Origin of the sequence: Reinekea marinisedimentorum (genome assembly GCF_004341165.1) — a bacterium.
Taxonomy (GTDB): Bacteria; Pseudomonadota; Gammaproteobacteria; order Pseudomonadales; family Natronospirillaceae; genus Reinekea; species Reinekea marinisedimentorum.
Window position 1 is genome coordinate 226,354 of the sequence record NZ_SLZR01000003.1, and the last position, 24,369, is coordinate 250,722.

The following is a 24,369-nucleotide window of genomic DNA, read 5'->3' on the forward strand; positions in this document are numbered from 1 at the left end:
ATCGGCTACCGTGTAGTCGTTATGTCAAATTATGCCGTTTTCCAGAGCCTTTAAAACTGCACGGGTTCGGTCTCGGACACCCAGTTTGGAAAGGATATTAGAAACATGGTTTTTAATGGTGCCTTCAGATTTGAAGATCGCTCGGGATATCTCTTTGTTCGAATAACCGCCAGCCATTAAACGCAGAATTTCGACCTCTCTGGCGGACAGTGGCTCCTGAACCGGGTCCTGCTCTACCTTGCTGATGCCCTGCTTTTGCAGTTCGGTAAAGCCCTTGATCACCCGCTCTGTAACCGCCGGCTGTATCATGGTTTCACCGCTGAACACCTTGTCGATTGATTCAACCAGAACGTCGAGCGATACGTCTTTCAGCAGAAAGCCTCTCGCACCGGAGCGAATGCCCTTCAGCACCAGTTCATGATCGTCGAAGGTGGTCAGAATAATGACCGGAATTTGCAGACCCATGCGGGTCATCTGTTCAATTGCCGATATGCCGTCCATTTTCGGCATACGAATATCCATCAGAATTAAATCTGGCTTCAGCTCGGGAATCAGCTGCAGAGCCTCTTCACCATCGCCAGCCTCACCGATAATGCGAATGTGGTCGGTCAGGTTGAGAAGCGACTTAATGCCCTCTCTGACCAGATTTTGATCATCAACCAGCATAATATTGATGCTTTGCTTGCTTGTCATTAAGCGATAACCCCTGTTGCAGGTACAAATAGATTCATATTGAACCCGTTATTAATAAAGAACTCCACGCTTCCACCCAGGCTTTCTATCCGTTCGCGCATGCCTTTCAGGCCGTTACCTTCGGCTATTTCAGTTTTGATCCGGCCATTATCAAAGACCTCAACGGTTATGCCATCGGAATTCTGATAGACACGGATGTCCATCTTAGTTGCATTGCTGTGCTTCAGCGTATTGGTGATGGCTTCCTGAACGCAACGAAACAGCGTTTCTGCGGCCTTGCTGTTGCCAATCAACACATCATCACTGTATTGAAGTGAGATATTCAATGACGGCACCTGGGTGATCAATGCATCGAGAGCATCCTTCAGGTGCAGCGCAGCACTTTCACGCATTTGACTGACAGACTCGCGAACATCCTGCAGCAGGTGTTTGGCCAGCATATGGGCTTCAACGGCGCTTTCTTTGCAATCATCTTCTTTGCAGATGTAGGTTAAATACTGCAGCTTCAGAATAAGCGCCGTTAAATTGTGACCCAGGCCATCGTGTAAATCGCGGGAAATACGCAGCCGCTCACTCTGTTTGGTGGATTGTTCCAGCAGCTCCTGGGTTGCGACTAACTCCCTGTTAAGGGTCGAGATATGTTCCCGGGCGATAATCTCCTGAATGACCCGTTGCGCCATACGGAAGGCAACCAGCTGAAAAGCTCCGCTCACGGCGGCTATCAGCATTGCATCTTCATAACCGCTTAACAGGTTCAGGCAGGTATCGAGCAAAATAAGGCCGAGTACGATAAAAATTGACGTAAGCCGGCTGAAACAAATGGGCGTTTGCGCAGCGATCGCAATAGTCAGCAGCGTATTGGCCGCAACACCGGGGTCGTTCAGGGTGCGCAGGAACAGCATGGTGATCAACTGACCAAAGTAACCCAGCTTGCGAATACGGTTGTCATACTGGTTAAAAATATGAACCCTTGTTTTATTGTAGGGATTGTCCCGTGTGGTGAGGTAGAAGCAAACAATAAACAGCAGCAGGCCGACCACAATTGAGATCAGCCTCAGGATGCCTTCCTGAGTATCGGTTGGATGGGCGCTCAAGGTTAAATAACACACAACTGACCAGGCGATATAACCCAGCATGCCCTCCAGTTTTTGAGCGAGGGAATTTTGATACATCTCGATAGAGTTACATTTCACGAATAAACACCAATTTTATTTGTCATGCCTGCCCCTTTACAGTGGCTAAGGTCATGCCTGTATATGGAATGTCAGGGCAATGTTATGAAATTTCGGCGGGCTGGTCTTTGGTAAAGTGCAATTTATATCGATTTAGGCTGTTTGGATTGATAATGGCGGGCAGTGCTGGGTTTGCGGCATGCAACAGCAACAGCTTTATGGATCAACTAGAAGTGAACAGGCGGGCCCAATAGTAAGCTAGAGCCCGCCTTGATTCTTTAGGTTACGCCTTACGGCCAACAATACGGGAGACAGTACTCATGGTGACGAACTCTTCCGCAGCGGTTGGGTGAATGGCCACAGTATTGTCGAAATCTTCCTTAGTGGCGCCGGCCTGCATGGCTACGCCGATCCCCTGAATAATCTCACCGGCATCATTACCGGCCATATGGCAGCCAATAACCTTGCGTGTTTCGGCATCAACCAGCATCTTCATTAACACCTTATGCGGGCTGCCCGAGAGTGTGTTTTTCATTGGACGGAATTTAGCCTCATAAACCTCTACCGCATCGTATTGTGCGGCGGCCTGCTCTTCAGTTAAGCCGACGGTACCGATGTTGGGCTGACAAAATACGGCCGTTGGGATCATTGAGTAATTAACCGGTTTCGGGTTCTCACCAAACAGATTTTGAGCGACAAACATGCCTTCTTTAATGGCAACCGGCGTAAGCTGAGCACGGCCAATGACATCACCCACGGCATAGATATTCGGAATATTGGTCTGGTACTGGTCGTTAACATCGATGTTACCGTGATGGCTTAATTGCACACCTGCAGCGTCCAGGTTTAATGGGTCGACCAAGGCTTTGCGCCCTGTGGCACAAATGATCTCGCCCACCGTCAGCGTTTCACCGTTGTTCAGTGTCGCCAGCAGGGAGCCGTCGTCCTGTTTATCGACCTGTTCAATTGTTGAGTGGTAATGGATGCGTACGCCGCTGGTTTGCAGCTCATCGGATACAAACGCCCGAACGCCGTTATCAAAACCACGCAGAATGGTTTCGCCGCGATAAACAATGTGGGTTTCGACACCCAGCCCGTTAAGGATGCCGGCAAACTCGACAGCGATATAACCGCCACCAACAACAATCATGCGCTCCGGCAGCTTATCCATGTAGAAGAATTCATTGGAAGTCAGGATATGTTCGTTGCCCGGAATCGCCGGCTTGAACGGCCAGCTGCCGGTAGCAATAAGAATATTGCGCGCGCTGATGGTTTGATCACCCACCTGAACCTCATGCGCAGATTTAAAGCAGGCATGCCCGTTAATGATTCTTACATGGTTGTTTTCCAGAATATTCCGGTAAATACCGTTCAGGCGCTCAATTTCTGTGGTTTTATTATCGCGCAGAACAGCCCAGTCAAACCGAGGTTTTTCATCTACCGTGTAGCCATAACCTGCGGAATCTTTAAAACTTTGCGAGTATTCAGAGGCATAAACGAACAGCTTTTTAGGAACACAGCCAACATTAACACAGGTGCCCCCCAAGTAACGTGATTCGACAACCGCAACTTTCGCACCGAGTTGAGCGGAGACTCTGGCAGCACGCACACCGCCAGACCCGGCACCAATAACCAAAAGGTCGTAATCAAAGTTCATTTACTGTCCTTTTCAATTTAATTTTTTGAACTGTTAATAGTTAACAGTGAGTTAGACAGCGCAACGGCAGGATGGTTGCGCAAAAGATTATGGACATATTGGGGTCAGCTGGCTGAAGTATCAATATAATTTGGGTTTGGCCTGAACAGCACAAATTCCTGTAGCTGATCGAGTTGCAACTCAGTGAATACCCGGTAATCCAGGCTCTGATAAAATTCCAGATAACGGTTGTTACCTGTATCGATAAACAGACCGATGGAGTTTTGATCCTGATCGGCGACCTGATGGATGGCCTCAAGCAGCATCTTACCGATCCCCTGCTTTTGAAAATCCGGATGAACGCCAATTAAACTGACCATTCGGTGGTTCTTGGCAGGCAAGCTACGCTGAACCTCCGCAAAGTACCTTAAAAAGCGCTTGGTACCCTCCAGGCCGGCGGTCAGTATCATTTTCAGGCGCCACAGTAATTGGCCGGAGATATCGGTTTTAAGCTCAAGATCACTGCAAAATGCCACGCCGAGCAGCCGTTCTTCAGATTTGTGAATTGCGCCGAACATCAGCTCGCCGCGGTCCATATGAAGGCGGATAAGCTCTCGCAGGGTAGCCCGGATGCGTTGTTTATAGCCGGGCTGGTCAGCATCAAACAGGTAACGATAGGTGGGTTCCTCGATATAGGAGTGAAACAGCAACGACCGGGCCTGACGGCTGTATCGTTCATCGATGCGGACAATCTCTACTTCTTCTAATTTCAGTTGCGGCATCCTACTACCCTTTATATCGGTTTAGCCTATTATATCGGTTTAGCCTATTGAGTCGCCTTCTCAGGCGCACTCAAGCAGACGACAAGCACTACTGTTGTGCATACAGGGTGACCCGAACAGAAACAAAACCGGCATTTGCGCGATCTTCCATCGTCAGCTCTGAATGGAAGACGCCCGATTGCTGCAATGCCCCCAGCCAGAGCACGACTGAACGGTAACGTACATCTTCCAGCCAGACTTTCAGCGAATCGCCGGAAGGCTCAAACCGCTGAATCTCAAAACCATTGCGTGCAGCCTGACGGCGGACAATGGAGTTCAGGTCATTCACCGAAGCTGCCGGTGCTGAGCTGCTGTTGGCAAGCGCCAGAGGAGCCAGCTCCACCAGTTGCTGATAGGTTTCTTTCGCCGAAGCCAGTTCAGCAATTTTTTGCTGCTTCCCGTTCAGCGTAGGCACAATTAGGCCAAAAATAAAAAAAGCCAGTAGCAATGAAGTTATAAGAATCTTCAATGCCGCCTGATCACGGTGCGCCAGGCTGTTCCACTTTTCTGTTAAAGGAGACATTAGGGATTCAAACATTAGACTGTCTCCTCCAGTACGGCCTTAAAACGGGCTCTAAAACGATCGTTATCCTGGTTGGCTGAATATTCAACCTCATAACCCTTGCTCTTTAGCCGGGTATTCAACTGTTCAAACAGGCTGTAGGCATCTGCACTGCCCTGCGCACTGATCACCAGTGTGAACAGTGCCTCTTTGCGCTGCAGATTAAAGCGGAAATCTTCCATTTCAATCTCAGATGCGGCATCCGTTAAATCATTCAAAAACTGCAAAGAAGACAGAACAGCGCCATCCGCGCTGATGTTTCCGGCAGCCGCTGCCCGCATTTCACGAACCATCAGCGGCCGTTGAATGCGCTTGTTTTGACCAAACACCTGGAGAAAAACGGATTCATTCGCCTGCCAGGTTTGCTCTATTTGGGAATTTAACTGCATGTTGACGGCAACGTTATAACTTAACCAAACAACCGTAGCGGCCGCCGCTGCGATCGCCAGTGGCAACCAGGCTTTGCGTTCAGTTTTCCGCACAGTCGGGCTAAAGGCCCCTTGCAGGATATTGACCGGATGGTGTTGAAAGGCATCTGCATCGAGTGCTTCAGACTTTTCATCCTCAACCAGCCATTGCACCTGGTAGCCGGTAACCTGCAGCTCGTTGGCCAGCATCTTCGCCGGGCCTTCGGAATCGTCACTGGTAATCAGAACCGTAGCGTCTTCAGGCAGTGCCTGTTGCTCAGACCACAGATCAAACCACTGGGAAAACCCACTGACATGCACCTGCAGCTGCTTACCACCGTGCTTAACCGTCACTGTTTGCTGCTGAACTTCCAGGTGCACATCGGTAATCTGACTGCCTGCTTCGCCGGGAATACGAGAATAAGCCTGAAGCACCGCAATGCCCTGTGCTTTTAAGGTATTGAGAATCTCCCTGAGCTGTTCTGCATTGGTTGCCAGAACCGAGGCCTTGCCGTTGGCAGGCTTGCCTGTCAGCACAAGATGAACATTATCAATGTCATCCGCCAGGTAGTCTTCACAGGCGAACTTAAGCGTTTCGCCCGTTAAACGGCGAGCCTTTGCCGGGACATCGATATCGATGTGTGAAAACCAAACCTCAGGCAAAAGCAAACGGCAGGTTAGCGCGCTGAGGTTTTTCCGTTTCTGCTCAGATATCAGCTGTTCAAGTGGCCCCTTCCCGGTTTCACTGTCTGACGTCCAGAGCCACTCCAGCTCAGAAGCACTTTTCCAGCTGAGGATTAATTGAATACTCATTATTGCTCCAATTCTTCATCTGACTGCGCATCAGTTGAAGTATCTATTTTAACCGGATCCCCCGGAATATGGTTAGCCTCGGATACCGACCGGTTTCGTCCGTACAGCGTTACATCACTTCCGTTGCGGTACAAAAGGCTGGTAGTTCGGTGCACCCTGTTTTCAAAACTGACTTCGGTATAGAGCTCAAACCACTCTGAATTCACCGAAAGGCTGCTGATGTAACGATCTTCGTCTTCGTTACTCTCAAAAATTTCGTGATCAAGAAAATCGGAGGTGCTGTCGTAGCCCTCCTCTTCACGGTTGGCAACCAACTCTTCAGCTGAACTGTCATCAATATAGGAGGCGATCGACTGGATCACCGCCACCGGTGCAGTATTCACATTCAGGGCACTTCCGGCAGGTAATGCACTGAGATAAGGTGCAAGTTCACTGTATGCATCATAACTGACCGACTTCAACAACAGCAGCTCGCTCACGTCTGCCATTAAATGATACGACGGCGCATACGGCGGTTGCTGGTCGTTATAATCCTGATCAATGCTGCTTTCCGAGTCGAACCAGTTCAGCAGTTCATCGGCTATGTCTTCATCCTGCTCTAAAAGTGTTAAAAGCCGTTTAAAGCCCTTGGCGGCATTGGCGCGGTTACTTCCGTCAGTAGATAACCAGTTGAGGTTAAAACGCCCCTGCAGATCATTTAATTCGGCACCCAACAGCCAGCCATCAGCTGGCGGGTATACGCTGGTCGTGGTGCTCCAGGCTTCGTAGAAGTTATCGTTATCGGTGTATTCAGCATCCAGATACAAACCGACCGTGGCGACACCCTCTGCACTTTCGGTGTAGGCCTGAGCCTGACTGATAAACAGCATCTGGCGAGTGCGCTCAATCTGCAGCCGTTGTTCATACTGCATCTTTGCCGCCACGATAATTAAGATTGCAAAGACCAGCATGACCTGAATAAGCGCAAATCCGCGCTGATTTTTAATCATCAGGAGTCACCCTCATCCGAGCTGTAGGCCTCTGTTGGAATGGCAAACAAACGCAGATGCTGATTCTGAATTTCGCCGGCTGTTATGTTCAATTCTACGGCTCGAGCGATCGAGTCAAACTCTTCGGTTTCTATATTTCGGGCAGGAGGCTCAGTCTCATAGTCATTGCTTTTTGCGGTCTTGTTATAAACGTAGAAGCGCCACTCCAGTGCGGAGACCGGTCGCAGCAAAATTTGGCTGTGCCAGACAGAGTCACCGTTATCATCCAGGTGCGCACGGTAACTGCGTACTAAACAGTCATTTGGGTTTTCATCCCCATCGATTTCAAGCCAGGGGCAAAGATCACTGCCGTTCTCTTCCAGGCTGTACCGGACACGCTGCAAAGATGAGCGTTCATAACTCATGATCCGGCTTGTAGACCAGCCGTTTCGGGTTAGGTACAAACCGTCGAAATCCATGGCGAGGGCCTCCTGGTAATCACCATAGGCATCTTTTACTGGTCGGTTAGGTACAAACTGCGAAAAATCCTGCTCGATCACCTTAAATGCCCGGCTCAGCCGGGTGAGTTCTTCGGTCTGCAACGCCAGAGTATCGCGTGTAGTGACGCTGGTATGGAACAGACGGAAGGTACCAATGGCAATAATCGCGCCCAAAGCCAGCGCGACCAGCAGCTCAATCAGGGTTAAACCCAGCTGGCGGTTCATGAGCCATTCACCTTGCCAAGGGTGGCGCGCAGGGTGTCGACATAGTTTTCTTCATCTTTCAGGCGCGCATTTAACTGAACATGGCGTAAATACGAGCCCAGAATTTCAGAGTCTTCTACCTGAACTTCGATATCCACGACCCAGGTTTGGCCGTTGTATTCGTATTCCCGGTCGCTGCTGCCCGAGCGCGGAAAACTGCTGTCGAGCTGCATTTCAGTCAGCACGTTCTGGTTTATCCAGCGGCCCTGCAGTTGTTCATCCAGTTGACGGGCATTACGCAGAGACTGGATGTTGGTCAACGCAATGGCCGATGCCAACAGCGCAAAGACTGTCAGCGCAATCATCACCTCGATTAACGTAAAGCCACGCTCAGAGCGATACACGATTGGCCTCCAAACGGTTAAAGCCATCCGCCTTTATCTGAATCAGCTCATCGTGGTAACGGGTGCTTCCTATGCGGAAAAGAAACGAGGGTTCATACTCTTCAGAGCTGAACAGAATGACATGCGGGCTAAGGGTTTCGTGATCGGAAATACCGGATTCAAAGGCGACCCATTCATTAGATTCGATGTCGAGCAGTAGCTCGAACGTCAGGTTCTCAGAGTCGTTACTGTAGTTAACCTGGTCCAGAACCTCCCAGACAATATCGGCTTCTCCGGCGGCACGGTCGCCTTCTCTCCAGGTGAGCGTAGCGATACTCGATTCCATGAAATAGAGGCCAATATCCGTGTGGCTCATCAGCACATAATCCTGTTGCTGTGAATACCAGTAGATGAAGGTTTCAGCCGTAGATTGTGCCTGATCAAGCGGGTCGGAATTAGAAACCGCCAGGCGAACCGTAGCAGCGGCGACACCGATGATCAGTACGACCATCATGAGTTCTAGTAGGGAGAAACCCCGTTGTGCTGCCCGGATTGCCATAAACTAACGATTAAAGATTCGCTGAGGAAATATCGGCGTTTATGCCTTCGCCACCTTCGCTGCCGTCTGCTCCGTAAGAGATAACCTCAGGCGTGCCGCTTTCATTGATGTAGCCGTATTCTGATTGCCATGGGTCCATCGGAGCCTGGCTCAAATAAGGACCGCGCCAGTTTTTAGGTTCCGGATCACCGCTTGGTTTGGCAACCAATGCTTCCAGACCCTGATCAGTTGATGGGTAATGCGAGTTGTGTAACCGGTACATCTCAAGAGCCTGAGAAATGGTTTTAATGTCGGTTTGAGCCGCAGTAACCCGTGCTTCATCACCTCGCCCAACAACATTGGGAACAACGAGGCCCATGATGATTCCGAGAATCACCAGAACAACCATCAGCTCAATTAATGTAAAACCTTTATTTTTGTTCATCACTAACATCCGTTTGCCTTTAGTACTGTTACCCGGCCATTGTGTTCATTTGCATAATTGGCAACACAATCGCCAGGACGATTAATAATACAATACCGCCCATAATGAGAATCATGAGTGGTTCAAATAAACCCAATATGGTTGAAATCAAATCCTGAACGGAGCGGCTTTCTGCATCCGATGTTTTCTGCAGCATGGCATCCAGCTCGCCACTGGCTTCACCGCTGCCGATCATATGCAGCATCATCGGCCGGAAGTAACCCGCCTCATTTAATGCCCGGTGCAGCGAAGTACCCTCACTGACCAGTACGGCAGCCTGCTCAACCTTTTTCTGAATTTCCAGATTAGATACCACCTGAGCCGCAATCTTCATGGAATCAACCAATGGCACGCCACTGCTGGAAAGCATTGCGACCGTCCCGATAAACCGGGAGGTATTAAAGCCAAGGCTGATACGGCGGATGAGCGGTAATTTCAGGTAGACCCGGTGGGTTTTAATGCGTCTTTCGGGTTTATGGTTAAACCGGTTAAAGCCAAGCCAGAGCAGTACACAGCCAGCGAGAAAATAGGGCCAATAAGATTGGATAAGCTGACTGGCCGCCAGCAGGAATTTGGTGGGGCCGGGCAGGTTTTGGCCGGTCGCCACAAAAACACCCACAATGTCGGGCACCACGGAATTCAGCAGGAACGCCACAATACCCAGAGCGACGAGCGTGAGGATAACCGGGTAGATACTGGCCATTTGAATCTGCTTGCCAATACGTTGCTGCTCTTCCATGTAGTCTGCCAGGCGGTTCATGACCTGATCGAGGTGACCACTGTGCTCACCGGCATTAACGGTCGCCTGATACAGCACCGGGAATGCCCGTGGGAAGTCTTTCAAGGCCGTAGCCAGGCTGTGCCCTTCCAGAACCTTGCCCCGAACACTCAAAATTAACGACCGAATGCGTGGTTTTTCAGATTGCTCCGCTGCGGCTTTCAAGCACTCTTCCAGTGGCATGCCGGAACCGATCAGTGTCGCCAGTTGACGGGTCACCAGTGCCAGGTCGGCAACCGTTAATCGCGGTGTAAACAGATTGAAGGAGTCACCCTTTGCTCGCTTCTGGCTGGCATTAACAGACTGAACGAACATGCCTTTGTCGCGCAGCTGCTGGCGAACCTGGCGCGAGCTGTCGGCTTCAATGATGCCCTTTTTCTTTTTACCGGCACTGTCTAAGGCAATGTATTCAAAAGCAGCCATCAGTAACTCCGGTTCACCCGTAACACTTCTTCAATGGTGGTAATGCCCTGAAGCACCTTAACCTTGCCATCATCGAGAATAGAATGGGCATCTTTGCGGGCGTAGGTTTCCAGTTCAAGATCACCGGCTTCACTGTGAATAAGGCCACGCAGCTGTTCATCTACGCGAATCAGCTCGTAGACCCCCACACGACCGCGGAAACCGGTGCCTTTGCAGGCGGAGCAGCCATTGGCCTGATAGATCTCCTGGGTGCTGTCTTCGCTGAGCGATAAGAAAGCCCGTTCACTGGCATCGGGTGAATGCGCGGTTTTGCAATCCGGGCACAGCGTACGCACCAGGCGCTGAGAAACCAGGCCAATTAAGCTGGACGCTAACAAGAAGGGTTCAATGCCCATGTCCTGCAAACGGGTAACGGCACCCACCGCCGAGTTGGTATGCAGCGTACTTAAAACCAGGTGGCCCGTTAAACTCGCCTGCACGGCAATTTCTGCGGTTTCCAGGTCACGGATTTCCCCGATCATGACGACATCCGGATCCTGACGGAGGATGGCGCGTAAACCACGGGCAAAGGTCATATCCACCTTGGTGTTTACCTGCGTCTGACCAATCCCCTGCAGCCCGTATTCAATCGGGTCTTCAACGGTCATGATATTGCGGACCTGACTGTTTAGAGACTGCAGCGCTGCATACAGACTGGTGGTTTTACCGGAACCGGTTGGGCCGGTTACCAGAATAATGCCGTGAGGCCGGGAGATGAGGTCTTCAAATTTAGCCAGATCTGATTGAGACAGGCCGAGATGACCGAGGTCTAATCGCCCTGCTTTTTTATCCAGCAAACGCAAAACAACACGCTCGCCATGGTTGGCCGGTATAGTCGATACACGAAGGTCAACCTCCCGCCCGGCTACGCGCAGCGAGATGCGCCCGTCCTGCGGTAACCGCTTTTCGGCGATATCGAGCCGCGCCATAACCTTGATACGCGAAACCAGCAGTGGTGCCAGCGCCCGCTTGGGCTGTACCACCTCTCGCAGAACGCCATCGACCCTGAAACGGATAGACAGGCGTTTTTCGAAGGTTTCGATGTGGATATCGGACGCACCTTCGCGCACGGCTTCGGTGAGAATGGCATTGATCAGGCGGATAATGGGAGCGTCATCAACCTGATCCAGCAGGTCAGTCGTTTCCGGTACTGAATCCGCCAGGCTGCTCAGGTCCATCGCATCACCCAGGCCCTCGACCATTTGCATGGTCTCATCAGAATCTGTCTGGTAAGCGCGGTTCAAAGCTTCAGAAAAATCGGCTTCGTTAACAGCGGCCAGTGGTAACACAGCCTCGACGATGCGCTGTGCTTCCTGAATGGCCGTGAGATTGACATCTGGGCGATAGAGAATTCGAACACCATCCGAATAATGGTAGTCAACGATGACACCGTGACGCTTGGCGAACGAAAAAGGAAGCTGTCTTTCCATGAATTAGACCGGTTATTTAATGTTCAAATTAGGTTAGCACTATATTCTAAGTTGTTGATATTGGGTTAAATCTTGTAACACTTTACAACAACCTGAAGCATTAGTTTACCCTAGCCAGCGCTGCATAACCTGAACCAAATCCTCATATTGCAACGGCGTTATCAAAAAATCATCAACACCTGCGGTCAGACATTCTCTTTCGATCTCTGCCGATTGCTCGGACGTCATTACAACGATAGGTACATGCTGGTCGGCTTCTTTTTCCAGTAAACGAATGGCTTTAGTGGCTTCAAGGCCGCTCATGCGTGGCATCTGGTAATCCATCAGCACGAAGCTGTACTGCCCTTTCTCAAACAATTCGACGGCTTCTTCGCCATTTACACAGGTATCAACCTGAACGCCAACCTGCTCCAGCAGTTTGAGTACGACCTTTTGATTCAAAAGGTTGTCTTCGGCAACCAGTACCTTAGAGTTTTCACAGCGGTATTGGGCTATTTCCGGCACTTCAACAGGAACTTCGTCTACTTCACGCAGGGCCTCAAGAAGCTGATCACGCGCCACCGGTTTTTCAACGAATATAAAGTTGGTGGTCAGCTGATCCAGCAATTTGCGCTGCAATTCAGAGGCATACAGCACATAGTGCGATTTACCGCCGAAGCGGGCGACAAGAATATTGATACGCTCAATCTGTGAAATGGCTTTTTTATCATCGACCGGTACGTTGATGAAAACATAGTCAGTTTCAATATCGGTATCGATCTGCATTAACTCATCCAGCGTCCACACTGCGACTTCCATATTCCAGCTGGTAAATTCCGCCAGCAGAGAGCGCTCGTTCTGAGGGCTTAAATCGATCAGTAAGATAGATTTACCCGCCATGTATTTGGCTGGCTTAAAGGAGCTGGCCTGCTGGCTGGTTGAGGTAATCGGAAGCTCAACGGAGATTTTGTGCAGATCGTCTTTTGAGCTGGTGCTCAGCTGAGCGCCAAGGGCTTTGAACTGGGCCGTTGCCACCATCAAGGTCAGCTGGTCAGCTACATCTTCATCTTCAGGCAAAACGTCCAGTTGCCGTTCTATTGCCGCTAACAGGTCGTGCTGATCGAAATCGCTGTTTAAAAAGTAGAAGTTTAAAATCAGCAGCTCATTCTGGTGGCTGCTCTGGGCACCGATCTTAACGGTAATTTCGCCCTGATCCGCCATATCAATGGTGAAATCGAGCATTCGGCGGAACGCATTGGAAATCCACTGCGGGTCGGCTTCAATGCGCTCAGGCACATCCGGCTGATACAGATAAGACAGCTCGCGGCCCTTTTCATGGGCCTTTACACCCATTTCGGCAAGTGCATTTTCAAGCGTTTTACGCAGGTTAAATACCGTGGATTCAGGCACCGAGGACTGGTCGCGCTGCTCAATGAAGGCTTCCAGATCGGTAATCAGGTCGAGCATGGAATATCCGGAACGCTTGGCAATGTTGAGCATGCCCTGGTTTTCAACATCGTTGTCATCGACTGAGATCATACCGATAACACCGAGCAGACCATTCAATGGGTTCTTGACCCGGTGCAGTAACTGGCGGATAAAACGCCGGTTGGTTTTATTCTGAACCGTGCTGGCTTCTTGCGCCTGTTCGAAGGCTGAAAGCCTCAGCTTGTATTCGTGGTTGCTGGACAGGAACGACCACACCAGCTCGGCCATTCGCGCACCGGTGCCAACCAGATAAAAATAGGTAACGATTACACCGATACCGACCGCCAGATTCACCGGCCCGCTCTGGAAGGCCAAATAAAATATCGCCAATGGCCCGAGCAGCACAGCCAGGTATATACGCACCGTTTTATCGTACAGTGAATACACAAAGGTGCCGCCGGCCGCAATCGCAGAAGTATAGAGAATGCCCAGTAACATCATGGGCTCCTCTGGCATGGTGATAAGCCGGTAAACAATATAAACGGACCAGATTGCCGCATGCATCAGCCCGGAAAAAATAAAGATTTCCCGCCATCTGGCTGGGCCTCTGGCGTACCAGCTTTCAAACTGGGCGATCATAATGAATCGCCAGGCGGTCATCACAAAGAGTGCTAATCCAAACAGGTAGACAAGTTTTGGGGCATCATCACTCTGCAACAGGTGCCATTCAATAATGATAAACATTACAAAATGCAGTAGCGCGCTGGGGAGACCCTGACGACTCAGGGTTTGGTCGATTTTCTTAAGTATGGACCGGTCTTTTTGTGCTTTATATATCGGCTGAAAAAAGAAACTCATACTGCTGCCATTAAGAGCTTATTAAAAAGCTAACTATACGCACATCTATAGCCAGACCCAAGATTACAGCGTTAAAAAACAGGCTGGGCTTCCGCAATAAAATCACAACTCCGTCAGCAGACTGTCACAATCCCAAAATATACTCGCGCCGTTTTTTAATCTGGGAGATTCAAATTGAAAAAAGTTATGTTGTTGCTGTTAGCTTTGCTGCCGGCATTGTCTATTTCATCTGACTTACTGGACACCAACCTGACCACCAATGAACGCGACTATCTGTTTGAAATTCACGGCTCTAACACCATTGGAGCAGAGCTTGCCCCTGCCCTGCTTATGCGGTGGATGCAGAGCTACAACTTTACCGATGTTCGGGAAACGTTAACCGCGGTAGAAAATGAAAAAGAAATTTCCGGCACCAGTCCGGCTGGCCAGCGGGTTAAGGTGTTTGTTGCCGCTCATGGCTCCAGCACCGGTTTCAAGCAAGTTAATGCCGGTGTAGCGAGCCTGGCAGCGGCTTCCCGGCCGGCCAAAACGTCCGAAAACGAGCTGTTTCCGGGCATAGACATCACCGACTATCGACACGAAACGGTCGTCGCAATCGATGGCCTGGCGGTCGTCGTCAACCCCAACCTGCCTGTTGATGAGCTGACGGTTCCGCAGGTGGGTGAATTGTTTTCCGGTGAAATCAAAAACTGGAAGGAACTAGGTGGCCCGGACCTGCCGGTTTCTGTTCATGCCCGCGATGATCGCTCCGGTACCTACGACACCTTTGCAACTCTGGTACTCAAGCGCGGCTACAGGCTGACAGGCAGTGCAAAGCGCTATGAATCTAATGAGGTGCTTGCCAATACCGTTGCCATGCAACCCGGCGCCATCGGCTTTACGGCCTTTGCTACCGTCAACAATGCCAAGCCCGTTAAGATCAAAGACGGCAATGCAGACGCGACGCTGCCTACCGAATCAACCATTGCGACCGAAGACTACCCGCTTTCCCGTCGCCTGTATTTGTATCAGCCTGTTGAAAACAATGAGTACGCGGCTGAGTTTCTTAAGTTCGTGAAAGGTGAAGTTGGGCAAAATGTCGTTGCCGAAACCGGCTTTATCTCGCAAAACCTGAAAAAGCTTAATATGGAACCGATCGGCACACTGCCTACCGGCTATTCATTTGTCATGGAGCAATCTTTAAGGGTAACGACCAACTTCCGTTTTAAGCCGGATAGCAACGATCTGGACAACAAAGCTCTGGATGACATCAACCGCTTGGTTGAGTTTATGTCTCAGCCGGAGAATCAGGGTAAAAAGCTGATTCTGGTTGGCTTTTCCAATAAGCAGCGAGACGAATTCAAAGCCCGCGTACTTTCTGAAGCCAGAGTGATGAAGGTGAAGCACGAGCTTGGCGAAGTTGAAATTGAAGCTTCTGCCATGACCGGCTACGGCGAAATTAAACCCGTGGCCACCAATGAAGACATTCAATACGCACTGCGAAACCAGCGGGTAGAGGTTTGGCTTCGCTAAGTTCGGCGATGGCGTAGGTTTATTAGTGACGTAATAAAGCCCACAGCAAGTGGGCTTTATTCGTTAAGAGCTTACGTTCCCTGACTGTTTTACAGCGCTTCGGCCAGCTCCGGCAGTACATCAAACAAGTCTGCTACCAAGCCGTAATCAGCCACCTGAAAGATAGGCGCCTCTTCATCCTTGTTGATCGCAACAATGTATTTACTCTCTTTCATACCAGCCAAATGCTGTATTTGCCCGGAAATACCGACGGCGATGTACAGTTCCGGCGCTACAATTTTACCCGTCTGGCCAACCTGCATATCGTTGGGCACGAAGCCTTCGTCTACTGCGGCTCTTGATGCGCCAACGGCAGCGCCCAGTTTATCGGCTACCTTGTAAATCAGATCGAAGTTGTCACCGTTTTGCATGCCTCGACCACCCGATATTACAACGCCGGCGGCCGTCAATTCAGGCCGGTCTGATTTAGCCAGCTCTTCACCAACAAAGGCACTGATTGCTTCACCTGGTGCGGCCGCGATAGATTCAATGGCTGCTGACCCGCCGGATTCACAGGCGTCAAAAGCGGTACCGCGTACGGTAACAACCTTGACTGACTCACTGGACTGAACGGTAGCAATGGCGTTGCCCGCGTAGATTGGTCGCTTAAAGGTATCTGGAGACTCAACCGAAATGATGTCTGAAATCTGTTCTACATCCAGCATCGCAGCAACACGGGGCATAAAGTTTTTGCCGGAGGTGGTAGCCGCCGCCAGTATATGACTGAAACCTTCAGCATTGGCGATGACCAGACTGGCCAGTGGCTCTGCCAACGCATACTGGTATTGGTCGTCATCGCACAGCAGAACCTTGCTGACGGGTGCCAACCGGGCAGCCTGCTCAGCAACTTCGCCACAGTTTTTTCCGGCAACCAGTACCACTATTTCATCGGCGCAGAGTGCTGCAGCCTTAACAACGGAAGCCGTTACGGGTGCCAAATGCTCATTGTTGTGTTCAGCAATTATTAGACTTTTCATGACAACACCTTCGCTTCATTTTTCAGTTTATCCAACAGCTCTGTAACACTGGCCACCTTAATACCCGCTTTACGCGTAGCAGGGGCTTCAACCTTGAGCACTGAAACGCCGGATCGCTCTTCGACGCCAAAATCAGCCGGTACTTTTTTATCCAGCGGTTTACGCTTGGCTTTCATAATATCCGGCAGTTTTACATAGCGCGGCTCATTCAGGCGCAGATCGGTGGTAACGATAGCAGGCAGCTTTAAGCTGACGGTTTGCAGGCCGCCATCAACTTCACGGGTGACATTCACTTTGTCGTCAGCCATCTCAACCTTGCTGGCAAAGGTACCCTGAGCCAAACCCGTCAAAGCTGCCAGCATTTGCCCGGTTTGGTTGTTGTCTGTATCGATAGCCTGTTTACCCATCATCACCAGGCCCGGTTGCTCTTCATCGAAAATTGCTTTCAGTATTTTTGCAACAGTCAAAGAACTTGCAGGCTTTTCAACCTGAACCAGAATGCCCCGGTCGGCACCAATTGCCATGGCACGGCGAATTTGTTCCTCGGCTTTAGCGTCACCGATTGAAACAACCACGACTTCCGTAGCAACACCCTGCTCTTTCAGCCTTACAGCTTCCTCCACTGCAATGTCACAGAATGGATTGATATCCATCTTAACGTTTGCAAGATCGACATCGGTCTCATCCGCCTTAACACGGACTTTCACGTTGTAATCAATTACACGCTTTACCGGTACCAGAATTTTCATAGCTACCTCGGTTTTCTTATTTTATGACTACGATTTCCAGGTTCGCCTTCATGCCAGCCACTCTCTGAAACTGACCTCGACTAACCCCTGGCTGTAATGATATTTAAGTTGTTTCAAACAAAAATTTCAAACAGTTGTTTTAATTATCAGCGCATTGTGTATAAACTTTGGACTAAAGGTTGATGAAAAGGCCCTCAGCCGAATTGAATCAGCACTTTATTAATAACAATAATTCACAGGTAAGGCCGGTTTTGATCGGACTATTGCCTAAAGAGAGTTCTGGAGGTTCTTATGGAACGCGAATCCATGGAGTTTGATGTCGTAATCGTTGGTGCAGGCCCCGCAGGACTGTCTACCGCCATTAAACTGATGCAGGCTTCGGCCGAAACGGAAAGCCCTTTATCCGTCTGCGTTATTGAAAAGGGCTCTGAAGTTGGCGCTCATATCATTTCCGGCGCGGTATTTGAGCCCGAAGCATTAGCGGAGCTGTTTCCGAACTGGAAGGACCTGGACACGCCGGTTAAAACACCGGTCAAGCGAGACGAAATATACGTACTGCCTTCGGAAAGCAAGGCCCGCAAGGTGCCGCACTTCTTCGTACCGGAGACGATGAATAACGAGGGTAACTATATCATCAGCCTGGGCAATCTTTGCCGCTGGCTGGGTGAACAGGCAGAAGCACTGGGGGTTGAGATATTTCCCGGCTTTGCTGCAGCGGAGGTTTTATACGATGAACATGGCGCGGTAAAGGGTGTTATCACCGGAGATATGGGCATCGCTGCCGATGGGTCAGAAAAAGACAGCTACATGCCCGGCATGGAACTGCACGCCAAAATAACGGTGTTTGCGGAAGGCGCCCGTGGACACTTAGGCAAACAACTGATCGCCAAATACAGCCTGGATGCCAACAGCGATACCCAGCACTTTGGCTTGGGAATCAAAGAACTGTGGCAGGTTGACCCGAGTGTTCATGACCAGGGCCTGGTGATTCACTCAGCTGGCTGGCCGCTGGCAGAACACGACGCTGCCGGTGGTGCTTTTATGTATCACCTGGAAGATAACCAGGTTGTTGTTGGGTTAATTACCGATCTTTCTTACAGCAACCCCTATGTTTCACCCTACGATGAGTTTCAACGCATGAAGCTGCACCCGCTTTATGCCAAATACCTTAAAGGCGGCAAGCGGGTATCTTACGGTGCCAGAGCTATTAACAAGGGCGGCCCGCAATGCTTACCAAAAATGCATTTCCCCGGTGGTCTACTGATTGGCTGTGATGCCGGAACCATGAATGGCGCTAAAATAAAGGGCTCTCATGCCGCCATGAAGTCTGGCCTGCTGGCCGCTAAAACCATTCTCAAACAACTGAAAGATGGCCTGGAGTATGGCCAGGATCTCAGCGGGTTCGCGCAGGAGTTCGATCAAAGCAGTTTGAAATCTGAATTGCACTTCCAGCGTAACTTCAACCCTGCGCAACACCGCTGGGGTAACATTATCGGCTCTGCCTATTCGTTTGTAGATATGAACATTTGTCGTGGCAAGCTACCGTGGACGTTAAAAGACCCGATAGCCGATTACCAAACGCTCAAGCCCGCACAGGGTTTCGAACCCATTCATTACCCTAAGCCGGACGGCCAGCTGACCTTCGATAAGCTCAGCTCGGTCTTTTTATCGAATACTAACCATGAAGAGGATCAGCCGGTTCACCTTAAGCTGGCCGATGAAGCGATTCCGGTATCTACAAACCTGCCAATGTATGATGAACCAGCGCAGCGCTATTGCCCTGCCGGTGTTTACGAAATCGTAGCGTCAGACAACGGTAACAAACGCCTGCAGATCAATGCGCAAAACTGCCTGCACTGCAAAACCTGCGACATAAAAGACCCGAGTCAGAATATAACCTGGGTTACGCCCGAGGGCTCTGGTGGGCCAAACTACCCGAATATGTAGTTGCATAACCAATAAACAAAACCCCGGTTACCGGGGTTTTAAATACTTAGTTTCTTGCAGAAATCACAACCGACCAAGCAGAAAGCGAGACTTTCCGCTGGTAAGCCAAAGCTGATCACCCTCAAGGCCATTGTGCGACAGTGCAAAGGTTTGCAGGCGATACATAACATTGCTTGAAACGCGTGCCAGCAAGTTACTTCGCCAGGTAACAACGGGGCAATCGTCGTTTTCAATGCTGAGCGGGTGATGCGCATCCAACAGTTGTTTATCGCCCAGATTATTGGTCAGCACCCAGGCACCATCGACGAGCTCTTCATCGACTATAACAAAGGGCGTCGATTCCACAGCTATTTTCATTTTTTCGACTGGCGTAACGAGAAAGTATTCGCCACCCTCAAAAACCAGAATGTTAGAAAACATCCTCACCATAGCTTGTCGATTAATCGCCTGCCCTTCATGCAGCCAGCTGCCATCCCTGAGAATTTTTATATCAATGGTGCCGCAATGCGCGGGGTTCCACTGCTCGACAGGCGGCAGTTTCGCAGAAGAGATTGCCTTTACAATTTCATCGAGCGCTGTCATTTCAGTTTGCCTAATACATTGACAGATTCCAGCAGAAAGCGCGTAAAACCACGCCGGTCCAGGATCAGTTCGTGGAAAAAGTCTGATTCTGACAGTTGCGAAAACCCGGAAGCCAGCGCCCAAACCAGGCCGTAGTAGAAGCGTATATTTTCAGCATCTATCGGTTTCGATTTCGGCATTTTCGATTGCACGATGCCGGTAAACTCATCAACATGCTGACGCCGTAACACCTGCCACTGCAAGTAACGCTCGCTGTTGCAGTTTTTCTCCATCAGCGTTTGTTCCAGCCGCGTTAGTACTCGGTATTTATCGATCTGCTGAATACGGAAATTCAAATAGCTTTCCAGCAGCTCAGAAACCGTTCCGTATATTTTTAAATGACTGAATATCGGGGAAAGCTGCAGTTCGTCATTCAGCAGAATGGCGGCATAGAGGTCTTCTTTACTTTCGAAATATTTGTAAAAAACAGATTTGGCGACACCGGCTGATTTTATCAGCTGGGTCACGGTTATTTTCTTTTCATTGTGAATGATAAAAAGATTGAGAGAAGAGGTAATCAGCGCCTTTTCGGCTGCGCTTGGTTCCTGTATAGAAAAGTTTTGATTCAGCATATCCCTTACCGATTCAAAAGGTACAGTAACAGCCAATAACTCATACAATTACATTGTATGAGTTGGTTTGTCTGAATTTAACGCACCTGCGAGGTAGGTTTCGATTTTATCTTTTGCTGCTTCATTCTTTTTAGAAAACTGCACACCTATACCGGTCGCACGGTTGCCCTGTGCGCCGCGGGGTGTAATCCAGATCACCTTGCCTGCCACCGGAATTTTTTCCGGCTCATCCATCAGGGTCAGCAGCAGGAAGACATCATCACCGACATTAAAGCGCTTATTGGTCGCAATAAACAGTCCGCCATTTTTTACAAACGGCATATAAGCAGCATATAAAACCGCCTTGTCTTTCATTGTAATGGTTAGAATACCACTTCGTGCGCCACCGAATTTCGGGTTCATTGAATTCCTCTCAAAGACAACCACTTTGCAGCCAATTCTTCAGCCATCAACTGTGGGTTCAGATTAGCCTGCCTATTTATAGCGGATAGTTTACCTAGAATATAGTCTCGAAACTTAAAAAGTGAAGTTGTGTCGACAGGGTCAAATATTGACAGAACCGCTTCTGAAATAGCTTCCGCCTGCTGCCCTGCTCCCTGATGACGCCTAATGGCGGTATCGACCCATAGCATTATCTGCGTCAGGGTGTCTGATATATCCTGTTTATTAATGTAGCTACTCAGAGCGACAAAACCGCTGGCCGAACTGAATTCAGACTCGCGCTCACGCCAGTTTGCGATATCGGCCTCGGTCAACTGAGCGGCCCTAAGCGGACTGCCATTGGCCATGGCCAGCGCGGTAGCCACATCAAACTGGAAGCCATTGGCCTGAAGAAACAGCACAGACTGCTGGTAGTCTGGCTTGGTCAGATTTTGAATGCGGCAACGTGAACGCAATGTAGGCAACAAACGGCTCAGCTCACCGGTTTCCAGCAGGATAAAGGTGTTGTTGGTGGGCTCTTCGAGAACTTTCAACAAAGCATTGGCAGCGTTCAGGTTCATTTTTTCCGCAGCTTCGATATGCACCACCTTATTGCCACCCTGCTGTGCCGTGGCGGTCACCTTTTGCACAATATTTCGGATCGCATCGACTTTAATCGTCAGGCTTTTGCCTTCCGGTTCTATTTTCAGATAGTCCGGGTGATGGCCGGCTTTCAGCATCAGGCAGGATTTACATTGTCCGCAGGCTTCCGTTTCATCTACCCGACTGCATAACAGCTTAGTCGCCAACTGCGAAGCAAAAGCACTGCAGCCATCGCCACTTTTGCCGACAATCATCAAACCATGCGGCAAAACCTTTTTCTGATACTGAGATACGGTTTTCTGAAAATCCGAGTGAAGCCAGTCAGGTATTCTACGCAAAGTAAGCCTCCAAGGCAGTTAACAGCTCTTCAGTTACTTTCTCTACCGGATTATTCGCGTTAATGCGAATGAACCGCTGCGGGTGCGCCTGCGCACGTCGTTCATAGGCGCTGCGGCAACGGTTAAAGAACGCCATACTTTCCTGTTCAATTCTGTCCAATTCACCGCGAGCTGAAGCACGGGCCAGGCCGACTTCTGCATCGCAATCAAACCAAATGGTGAGATCCGGCTGAAAATCATCAAGTACCGTTAGCTCCATCTCGCGTATCAGGGCTTCATCCAGGCAGCGCCCACCGCCCTGATAGGCATAGGTTGCATCGGTGAAACGATCGCTGACAACCCAGTCGCCGGCAGCGATTCCGGGCCTGATCAGGCGCTCGACATGCTGCTTGCGCGAGGCAAACACCAGTAGCAACTCAGCCACGGGGTCTATTTCTTCCTCGTGGTGATCCAGAATCAGGTTTCTGATTTTTTCAGCGACTGGTGTGCCACCCGGTTCACGGGTACGAACAATCTTATGGCCACGGGACGCCAGCCATTCTACAAGTACCTGAGCCTGTGTGGTTTTACCGGCGCCTTCAAGGCCCTCGATAGTGATAAATTTACCGGTCACTGGCTCTCCTCCGCCGCAGGTGAAGACTGATAGTCTTTGCGTCGCCCAAAGCGCTGATACTTAATGACAGCATTATTGTGCTCTTTCAGCGTTGATGAAAAGTAATGAGTTCCATCGCCCTTAGCGACGAAATAGAGTGTGTTTCCTGCTGCCGGGTTCAATGCCGCGAATATGGCATCTTCACCTGGGTTAGCAATAGGCGTAGGAGGCAATCCATAACGTGTATAGGTGTTATATGGCGTATCGGTACGCAAGTCTTTGCGGGTGATGTTGCCATCGAAATCCGGCCCCAGGCCATAAATCACGGTCGGGTCTGTTTGCAGCCGCATACCGATGTTAAGCCTTCGGGTAAAAACACCAGCGATTTCAGCGCGCTCAAAAGCTGCGCCGGTTTCTTTTTCCACAATGGATGCCAGTATCAGTGCTTCATAGGCAGAGTTCACCGCAGCATCTTCAGATTTATTAAGCCACTGACGCTCAAGCACCTGCTGCATTTTCTTATACGCCAGGCTGAGAATTTCCAGATCGCTGGTGCCGGATTCAAACAGATAGGTATCCGGATACAACCAGCCTTCCAGGTTTTTTAATTCAGGGTCTATCTTTGCTGTTATTTCCGCGACCGACATGTTGGCCAGAGTCTGATCTAAATGCTCATGAGCCTGCAGTGCAGTTAAATAATCACGAACCGTTTTTCCTTCAATGAACTGGACTGAGCGCAATATTTTATCGCCACGGATAAACTGATCGATAATCTGCTCAACACTCTGGTTCGATGCAATCTCGTATTCACCGGATTGAATGTTGGTCTTCTGGTGATAGCGCAACCAGAGTTCATGAATTCTGGGGTATTCAATCCAGCCTTCCGATTTAAAATCGAGCAGAACACGCTTTACTGAGGAACCCTTCTTAACAATATAGGTCTGCGCGTCATTCTCGAAGGCAACGGTTCTATTCAGTTCATTATATGAAAAGCTCAGGATCGCCAGTCCAATAGCCACCACTAACAGAAAGACCAAACCCAATAATTTCTTGGCTAAAATGCTCATAAGTTCCAGTTGTAATTAAGATCTACTTTTTCCGACAGAATGCGGTTATCGATGCTGACAACCGGTACCATTCCGATCAGACTATTTGTCAGCGCCGCAGCTTCAACATTGGCCAGCTCATCGCGGTGAATTTCTCTCACCTGCACTGCATTCTGCTCAATAACCTGTTGCCTGAGGATACCTGCAACGCCGGCAACTTTCAGTGAAGGCGTTAGCCATTCAGAGCCAACCTTGAAAAACACATTGCACATCGAGCCTTCAATAATATTTTTTTGCGCATCGCTTAGCAGCGCTTCGTGTGCGTTATTCTTGCGGGCAAACTGACGGGCGATGACAGAGTCCAATCGGTTTAAATGCTTCAATCCCGCAAGCGTCTGATTTTCATTGATATAGGTTTCTGCAACAACAACCTTTGCCCCTTTTTCAGCCCAAGCGGGCTTTACATAATCGGCCAGTTGCAGAACAACATCGGTGGTCTGCTGTTGGGGATCAAAATCATAGCCTCGTCCCGGGTAGTTTCGCAGCAGCATGATTTTCAGCGCATGCGGAACTGTAATGTCCCGAACCAGCCGGGAAATCTCATTCAGAAGCTTATCCGTGCAGCTCTCAGACCAGGCAAGATTGAGTATTTCAACGCCTGAAAGCAATCGGTTCAAGTGATCAGTTAAGAATTGAGGCCCGTTGTGATCAACATAAATCGTTTCAAACAGGCCATCGCCATAGGCAAGTGCTCGGTGAGAAGCCGGAATTGCTCCGGCCTCACCGTTTATTAGAGTAATTTTCATCTTTGTATTTTGGCACAGACCGCCGTTAATT

The 24,369-nt window shown here is 49.8% G+C and carries 25 protein-coding genes; 2 read left to right on the forward strand and 23 right to left on the reverse strand.

The features are described 5' to 3' along the window. Positions 1–24: 24 nt before the first annotated feature. From BCF53_RS05165 to BCF53_RS05230, 14 genes are all read right to left on the reverse strand, one after another. Complete coding sequence (locus BCF53_RS05165; RefSeq protein ID WP_132700446.1) at positions 25–693, reverse strand: response regulator; 669 nt, start codon at positions 691–693, stop codon at positions 25–27. Continuing rightward, positions 693–1,886: a sensor histidine kinase gene (locus tag BCF53_RS05170; protein ID WP_132700447.1), complete on the reverse strand. Its 1,194-nt coding sequence runs from the start codon at positions 1,884–1,886 to the stop codon at positions 693–695. Before BCF53_RS05170 ends, BCF53_RS05165 begins: the two co-directional genes overlap by 1 nt. Positions 1,887–2,148: 262 nt before the next feature. Continuing rightward, complete coding sequence (gene gorA, locus BCF53_RS05175) at positions 2,149–3,522, reverse strand: glutathione-disulfide reductase (RefSeq protein ID WP_132700448.1); 1,374 nt, start codon at positions 3,520–3,522, stop codon at positions 2,149–2,151. 104 nt (positions 3,523–3,626) lie between these two features. After that, positions 3,627–4,283 (reverse strand): GNAT family N-acetyltransferase, encoded by a 657-nt coding sequence (locus BCF53_RS05180; protein ID WP_132700449.1) that lies wholly within the window; start codon positions 4,281–4,283, stop codon positions 3,627–3,629. 88 nt (positions 4,284–4,371) lie between these two features. Further along, a complete protein-coding gene (gspM, locus tag BCF53_RS05185) occupies positions 4,372–4,860 on the reverse strand; it encodes a type II secretion system protein GspM (RefSeq protein ID WP_132700450.1) in 489 nt (162 codons plus the stop codon). Next, positions 4,860–6,104, reverse strand: coding sequence for a type II secretion system protein GspL (gene gspL / locus BCF53_RS05190; RefSeq protein WP_132700451.1), 1,245 nt, complete (start codon positions 6,102–6,104; stop codon positions 4,860–4,862). Before gspL ends, gspM begins: the two co-directional genes overlap by 1 nt. After that, positions 6,104–7,093, reverse strand: coding sequence for a type II secretion system minor pseudopilin GspK (gene gspK / locus BCF53_RS05195; RefSeq protein ID WP_132700452.1), 990 nt, complete (start codon positions 7,091–7,093; stop codon positions 6,104–6,106). Before gspK ends, gspL begins: the two co-directional genes overlap by 1 nt. Continuing rightward, on the reverse strand, positions 7,093–7,797 hold the full coding sequence (gene gspJ / locus BCF53_RS05200; RefSeq protein WP_132700453.1) for a type II secretion system minor pseudopilin GspJ: 705 nt from the start codon (positions 7,795–7,797) through the stop codon (positions 7,093–7,095). The genes gspK and gspJ overlap by 1 nt, the downstream gene beginning before the upstream one ends. Further along, positions 7,794–8,180 carry a type II secretion system minor pseudopilin GspI gene (gene gspI, locus BCF53_RS05205; protein ID WP_165901814.1) on the reverse strand — a complete coding sequence of 129 codons (387 nt, stop codon included), beginning with the start codon at positions 8,178–8,180 and terminating at the stop codon, positions 7,794–7,796. Before gspI ends, gspJ begins: the two co-directional genes overlap by 4 nt. Further along, positions 8,167–8,718: a type II secretion system protein gene (locus BCF53_RS05210; protein WP_132700455.1), complete on the reverse strand. Its 552-nt coding sequence runs from the start codon at positions 8,716–8,718 to the stop codon at positions 8,167–8,169. The genes gspI and BCF53_RS05210 overlap by 14 nt, the downstream gene beginning before the upstream one ends. Positions 8,719–8,728: 10 nt before the next feature. Continuing rightward, positions 8,729–9,142, reverse strand: a complete 414-nt coding sequence (gene gspG, locus BCF53_RS05215; RefSeq protein WP_132700456.1) for a type II secretion system major pseudopilin GspG — start codon at positions 9,140–9,142, stop codon at positions 8,729–8,731. 28 nt (positions 9,143–9,170) lie between these two features. Further along, the gene (gene gspF / locus BCF53_RS05220) at positions 9,171–10,382 is read right to left on the reverse strand and encodes a type II secretion system inner membrane protein GspF (protein WP_132700457.1); all 1,212 of its coding nucleotides are present in this window, start codon (positions 10,380–10,382) and stop codon (positions 9,171–9,173) included. Beyond that, positions 10,382–11,851 (reverse strand): type II secretion system ATPase GspE, encoded by a 1,470-nt coding sequence (gene gspE, locus BCF53_RS05225; RefSeq protein ID WP_132700458.1) that lies wholly within the window; start codon positions 11,849–11,851, stop codon positions 10,382–10,384. The genes gspF and gspE overlap by 1 nt, the downstream gene beginning before the upstream one ends. A gap of 105 nt (positions 11,852–11,956) precedes the next feature. Continuing rightward, positions 11,957–14,002 carry an ATP-binding response regulator gene (locus BCF53_RS05230; protein WP_165901816.1) on the reverse strand — a complete coding sequence of 682 codons (2,046 nt, stop codon included), beginning with the start codon at positions 14,000–14,002 and terminating at the stop codon, positions 11,957–11,959. Between the two features lie 288 nt (positions 14,003–14,290). On the opposite strand from BCF53_RS05230, the gene BCF53_RS05235 reads away from it, so the two are divergent. Further along, complete coding sequence (locus BCF53_RS05235) at positions 14,291–15,628, forward strand: substrate-binding domain-containing protein (RefSeq protein WP_132700460.1); 1,338 nt, start codon at positions 14,291–14,293, stop codon at positions 15,626–15,628. A gap of 89 nt (positions 15,629–15,717) precedes the next feature. Here the strand turns inward: BCF53_RS05235 and BCF53_RS05240 are convergent, their stop codons facing one another. Continuing rightward, positions 15,718–16,644: an electron transfer flavoprotein subunit alpha/FixB family protein gene (locus BCF53_RS05240; RefSeq protein ID WP_132700461.1), complete on the reverse strand. Its 927-nt coding sequence runs from the start codon at positions 16,642–16,644 to the stop codon at positions 15,718–15,720. Continuing rightward, on the reverse strand, positions 16,641–17,393 hold the full coding sequence (locus tag BCF53_RS05245) for an electron transfer flavoprotein subunit beta/FixA family protein (RefSeq protein WP_132700462.1): 753 nt from the start codon (positions 17,391–17,393) through the stop codon (positions 16,641–16,643). Before BCF53_RS05245 ends, BCF53_RS05240 begins: the two co-directional genes overlap by 4 nt. Before the next feature lie 291 nt (positions 17,394–17,684). On the opposite strand from BCF53_RS05245, the gene BCF53_RS05250 reads away from it, so the two are divergent. Beyond that, the gene (locus tag BCF53_RS05250; protein ID WP_132700463.1) at positions 17,685–19,340 is read left to right on the forward strand and encodes an electron transfer flavoprotein-ubiquinone oxidoreductase; all 1,656 of its coding nucleotides are present in this window, start codon (positions 17,685–17,687) and stop codon (positions 19,338–19,340) included. 63 nt (positions 19,341–19,403) lie between these two features. Here the strand turns inward: BCF53_RS05250 and BCF53_RS05255 are convergent, their stop codons facing one another. The 7 genes from BCF53_RS05255 to pabC are packed head-to-tail and all read right to left on the reverse strand — an operon-like array spanning position 19,404 to position 24,338. Further along, complete coding sequence (locus BCF53_RS05255) at positions 19,404–19,922, reverse strand: DUF1285 domain-containing protein (RefSeq protein ID WP_132700464.1); 519 nt, start codon at positions 19,920–19,922, stop codon at positions 19,404–19,406. Then, positions 19,919–20,533 carry a TetR/AcrR family transcriptional regulator gene (locus tag BCF53_RS05260; RefSeq protein ID WP_132700465.1) on the reverse strand — a complete coding sequence of 205 codons (615 nt, stop codon included), beginning with the start codon at positions 20,531–20,533 and terminating at the stop codon, positions 19,919–19,921. The genes BCF53_RS05255 and BCF53_RS05260 overlap by 4 nt, the downstream gene beginning before the upstream one ends. A 48-nt stretch (positions 20,534–20,581) precedes the next feature. Then, on the reverse strand, positions 20,582–20,935 hold the full coding sequence (locus tag BCF53_RS05265; protein WP_132700466.1) for a PilZ domain-containing protein: 354 nt from the start codon (positions 20,933–20,935) through the stop codon (positions 20,582–20,584). Further along, positions 20,932–21,894 (reverse strand): DNA polymerase III subunit delta', encoded by a 963-nt coding sequence (gene holB, locus BCF53_RS05270; RefSeq protein WP_132700467.1) that lies wholly within the window; start codon positions 21,892–21,894, stop codon positions 20,932–20,934. Before holB ends, BCF53_RS05265 begins: the two co-directional genes overlap by 4 nt. Continuing rightward, a complete protein-coding gene (tmk, locus tag BCF53_RS05275; RefSeq protein WP_132700468.1) occupies positions 21,887–22,507 on the reverse strand; it encodes a dTMP kinase in 621 nt (206 codons plus the stop codon). Before tmk ends, holB begins: the two co-directional genes overlap by 8 nt. Then, positions 22,504–23,553 (reverse strand): endolytic transglycosylase MltG, encoded by a 1,050-nt coding sequence (mltG, locus tag BCF53_RS05280; protein WP_132700469.1) that lies wholly within the window; start codon positions 23,551–23,553, stop codon positions 22,504–22,506. The genes tmk and mltG overlap by 4 nt, the downstream gene beginning before the upstream one ends. Beyond that, positions 23,550–24,338 carry an aminodeoxychorismate lyase gene (gene pabC, locus BCF53_RS05285; RefSeq protein ID WP_132700470.1) on the reverse strand — a complete coding sequence of 263 codons (789 nt, stop codon included), beginning with the start codon at positions 24,336–24,338 and terminating at the stop codon, positions 23,550–23,552. The genes mltG and pabC overlap by 4 nt, the downstream gene beginning before the upstream one ends. Positions 24,339–24,369: the final 31 nt, after the last annotated feature.

Bases quoted from the DNA above. Each gene is read 5' to 3' on its own strand.
- BCF53_RS05165 (WP_132700446.1), bottom strand. From the start codon at position 693: ATGACAAGCAAGCAAAGCATCAATATTATGCTGGTTGATGATCAAAAT.
- gspJ (WP_132700453.1), bottom strand. From the start codon at position 7,797: ATGAACCGCCAGCTGGGTTTAACCCTGATTGAGCTGCTGGTCGCGCTG.
- BCF53_RS05265 (WP_132700466.1), bottom strand. From the start codon at position 20,935: ATGAACCCGAAATTCGGTGGCGCACGAAGTGGTATTCTAACCATTACA.
- BCF53_RS05210 (WP_132700455.1), bottom strand. From the start codon at position 8,718: ATGGCAATCCGGGCAGCACAACGGGGTTTCTCCCTACTAGAACTCATG.
- gspG (WP_132700456.1), bottom strand. From the start codon at position 9,142: ATGAACAAAAATAAAGGTTTTACATTAATTGAGCTGATGGTTGTTCTG.
- BCF53_RS05260 (WP_132700465.1), bottom strand. From the start codon at position 20,533: ATGCTGAATCAAAACTTTTCTATACAGGAACCAAGCGCAGCCGAAAAG.
- gspF (WP_132700457.1), bottom strand. From the start codon at position 10,382: ATGGCTGCTTTTGAATACATTGCCTTAGACAGTGCCGGTAAAAAGAAA.
- pabC (WP_132700470.1), bottom strand. From the start codon at position 24,338: ATGAAAATTACTCTAATAAACGGTGAGGCCGGAGCAATTCCGGCTTCT.
- gspL (WP_132700451.1), bottom strand. From the start codon at position 6,104: ATGAGTATTCAATTAATCCTCAGCTGGAAAAGTGCTTCTGAGCTGGAG.
- BCF53_RS05180 (WP_132700449.1), bottom strand. From the start codon at position 4,283: ATGCCGCAACTGAAATTAGAAGAAGTAGAGATTGTCCGCATCGATGAA.
- BCF53_RS05230 (WP_165901816.1), bottom strand. From the start codon at position 14,002: ATGTTTATCATTATTGAATGGCACCTGTTGCAGAGTGATGATGCCCCA.
- gspM (WP_132700450.1), bottom strand. From the start codon at position 4,860: ATGTTTGAATCCCTAATGTCTCCTTTAACAGAAAAGTGGAACAGCCTG.
- gspK (WP_132700452.1), bottom strand. From the start codon at position 7,093: ATGATTAAAAATCAGCGCGGATTTGCGCTTATTCAGGTCATGCTGGTC.
- gspE (WP_132700458.1), bottom strand. From the start codon at position 11,851: ATGGAAAGACAGCTTCCTTTTTCGTTCGCCAAGCGTCACGGTGTCATC.
- BCF53_RS05245 (WP_132700462.1), bottom strand. From the start codon at position 17,393: ATGAAAATTCTGGTACCGGTAAAGCGTGTAATTGATTACAACGTGAAA.
- BCF53_RS05240 (WP_132700461.1), bottom strand. From the start codon at position 16,644: ATGAAAAGTCTAATAATTGCTGAACACAACAATGAGCATTTGGCACCC.
- mltG (WP_132700469.1), bottom strand. From the start codon at position 23,553: ATGAGCATTTTAGCCAAGAAATTATTGGGTTTGGTCTTTCTGTTAGTG.
- BCF53_RS05250 (WP_132700463.1), top strand. From the start codon at position 17,685: ATGGAACGCGAATCCATGGAGTTTGATGTCGTAATCGTTGGTGCAGGC.
- BCF53_RS05255 (WP_132700464.1), bottom strand. From the start codon at position 19,922: ATGACAGCGCTCGATGAAATTGTAAAGGCAATCTCTTCTGCGAAACTG.
- gorA (WP_132700448.1), bottom strand. From the start codon at position 3,522: ATGAACTTTGATTACGACCTTTTGGTTATTGGTGCCGGGTCTGGCGGT.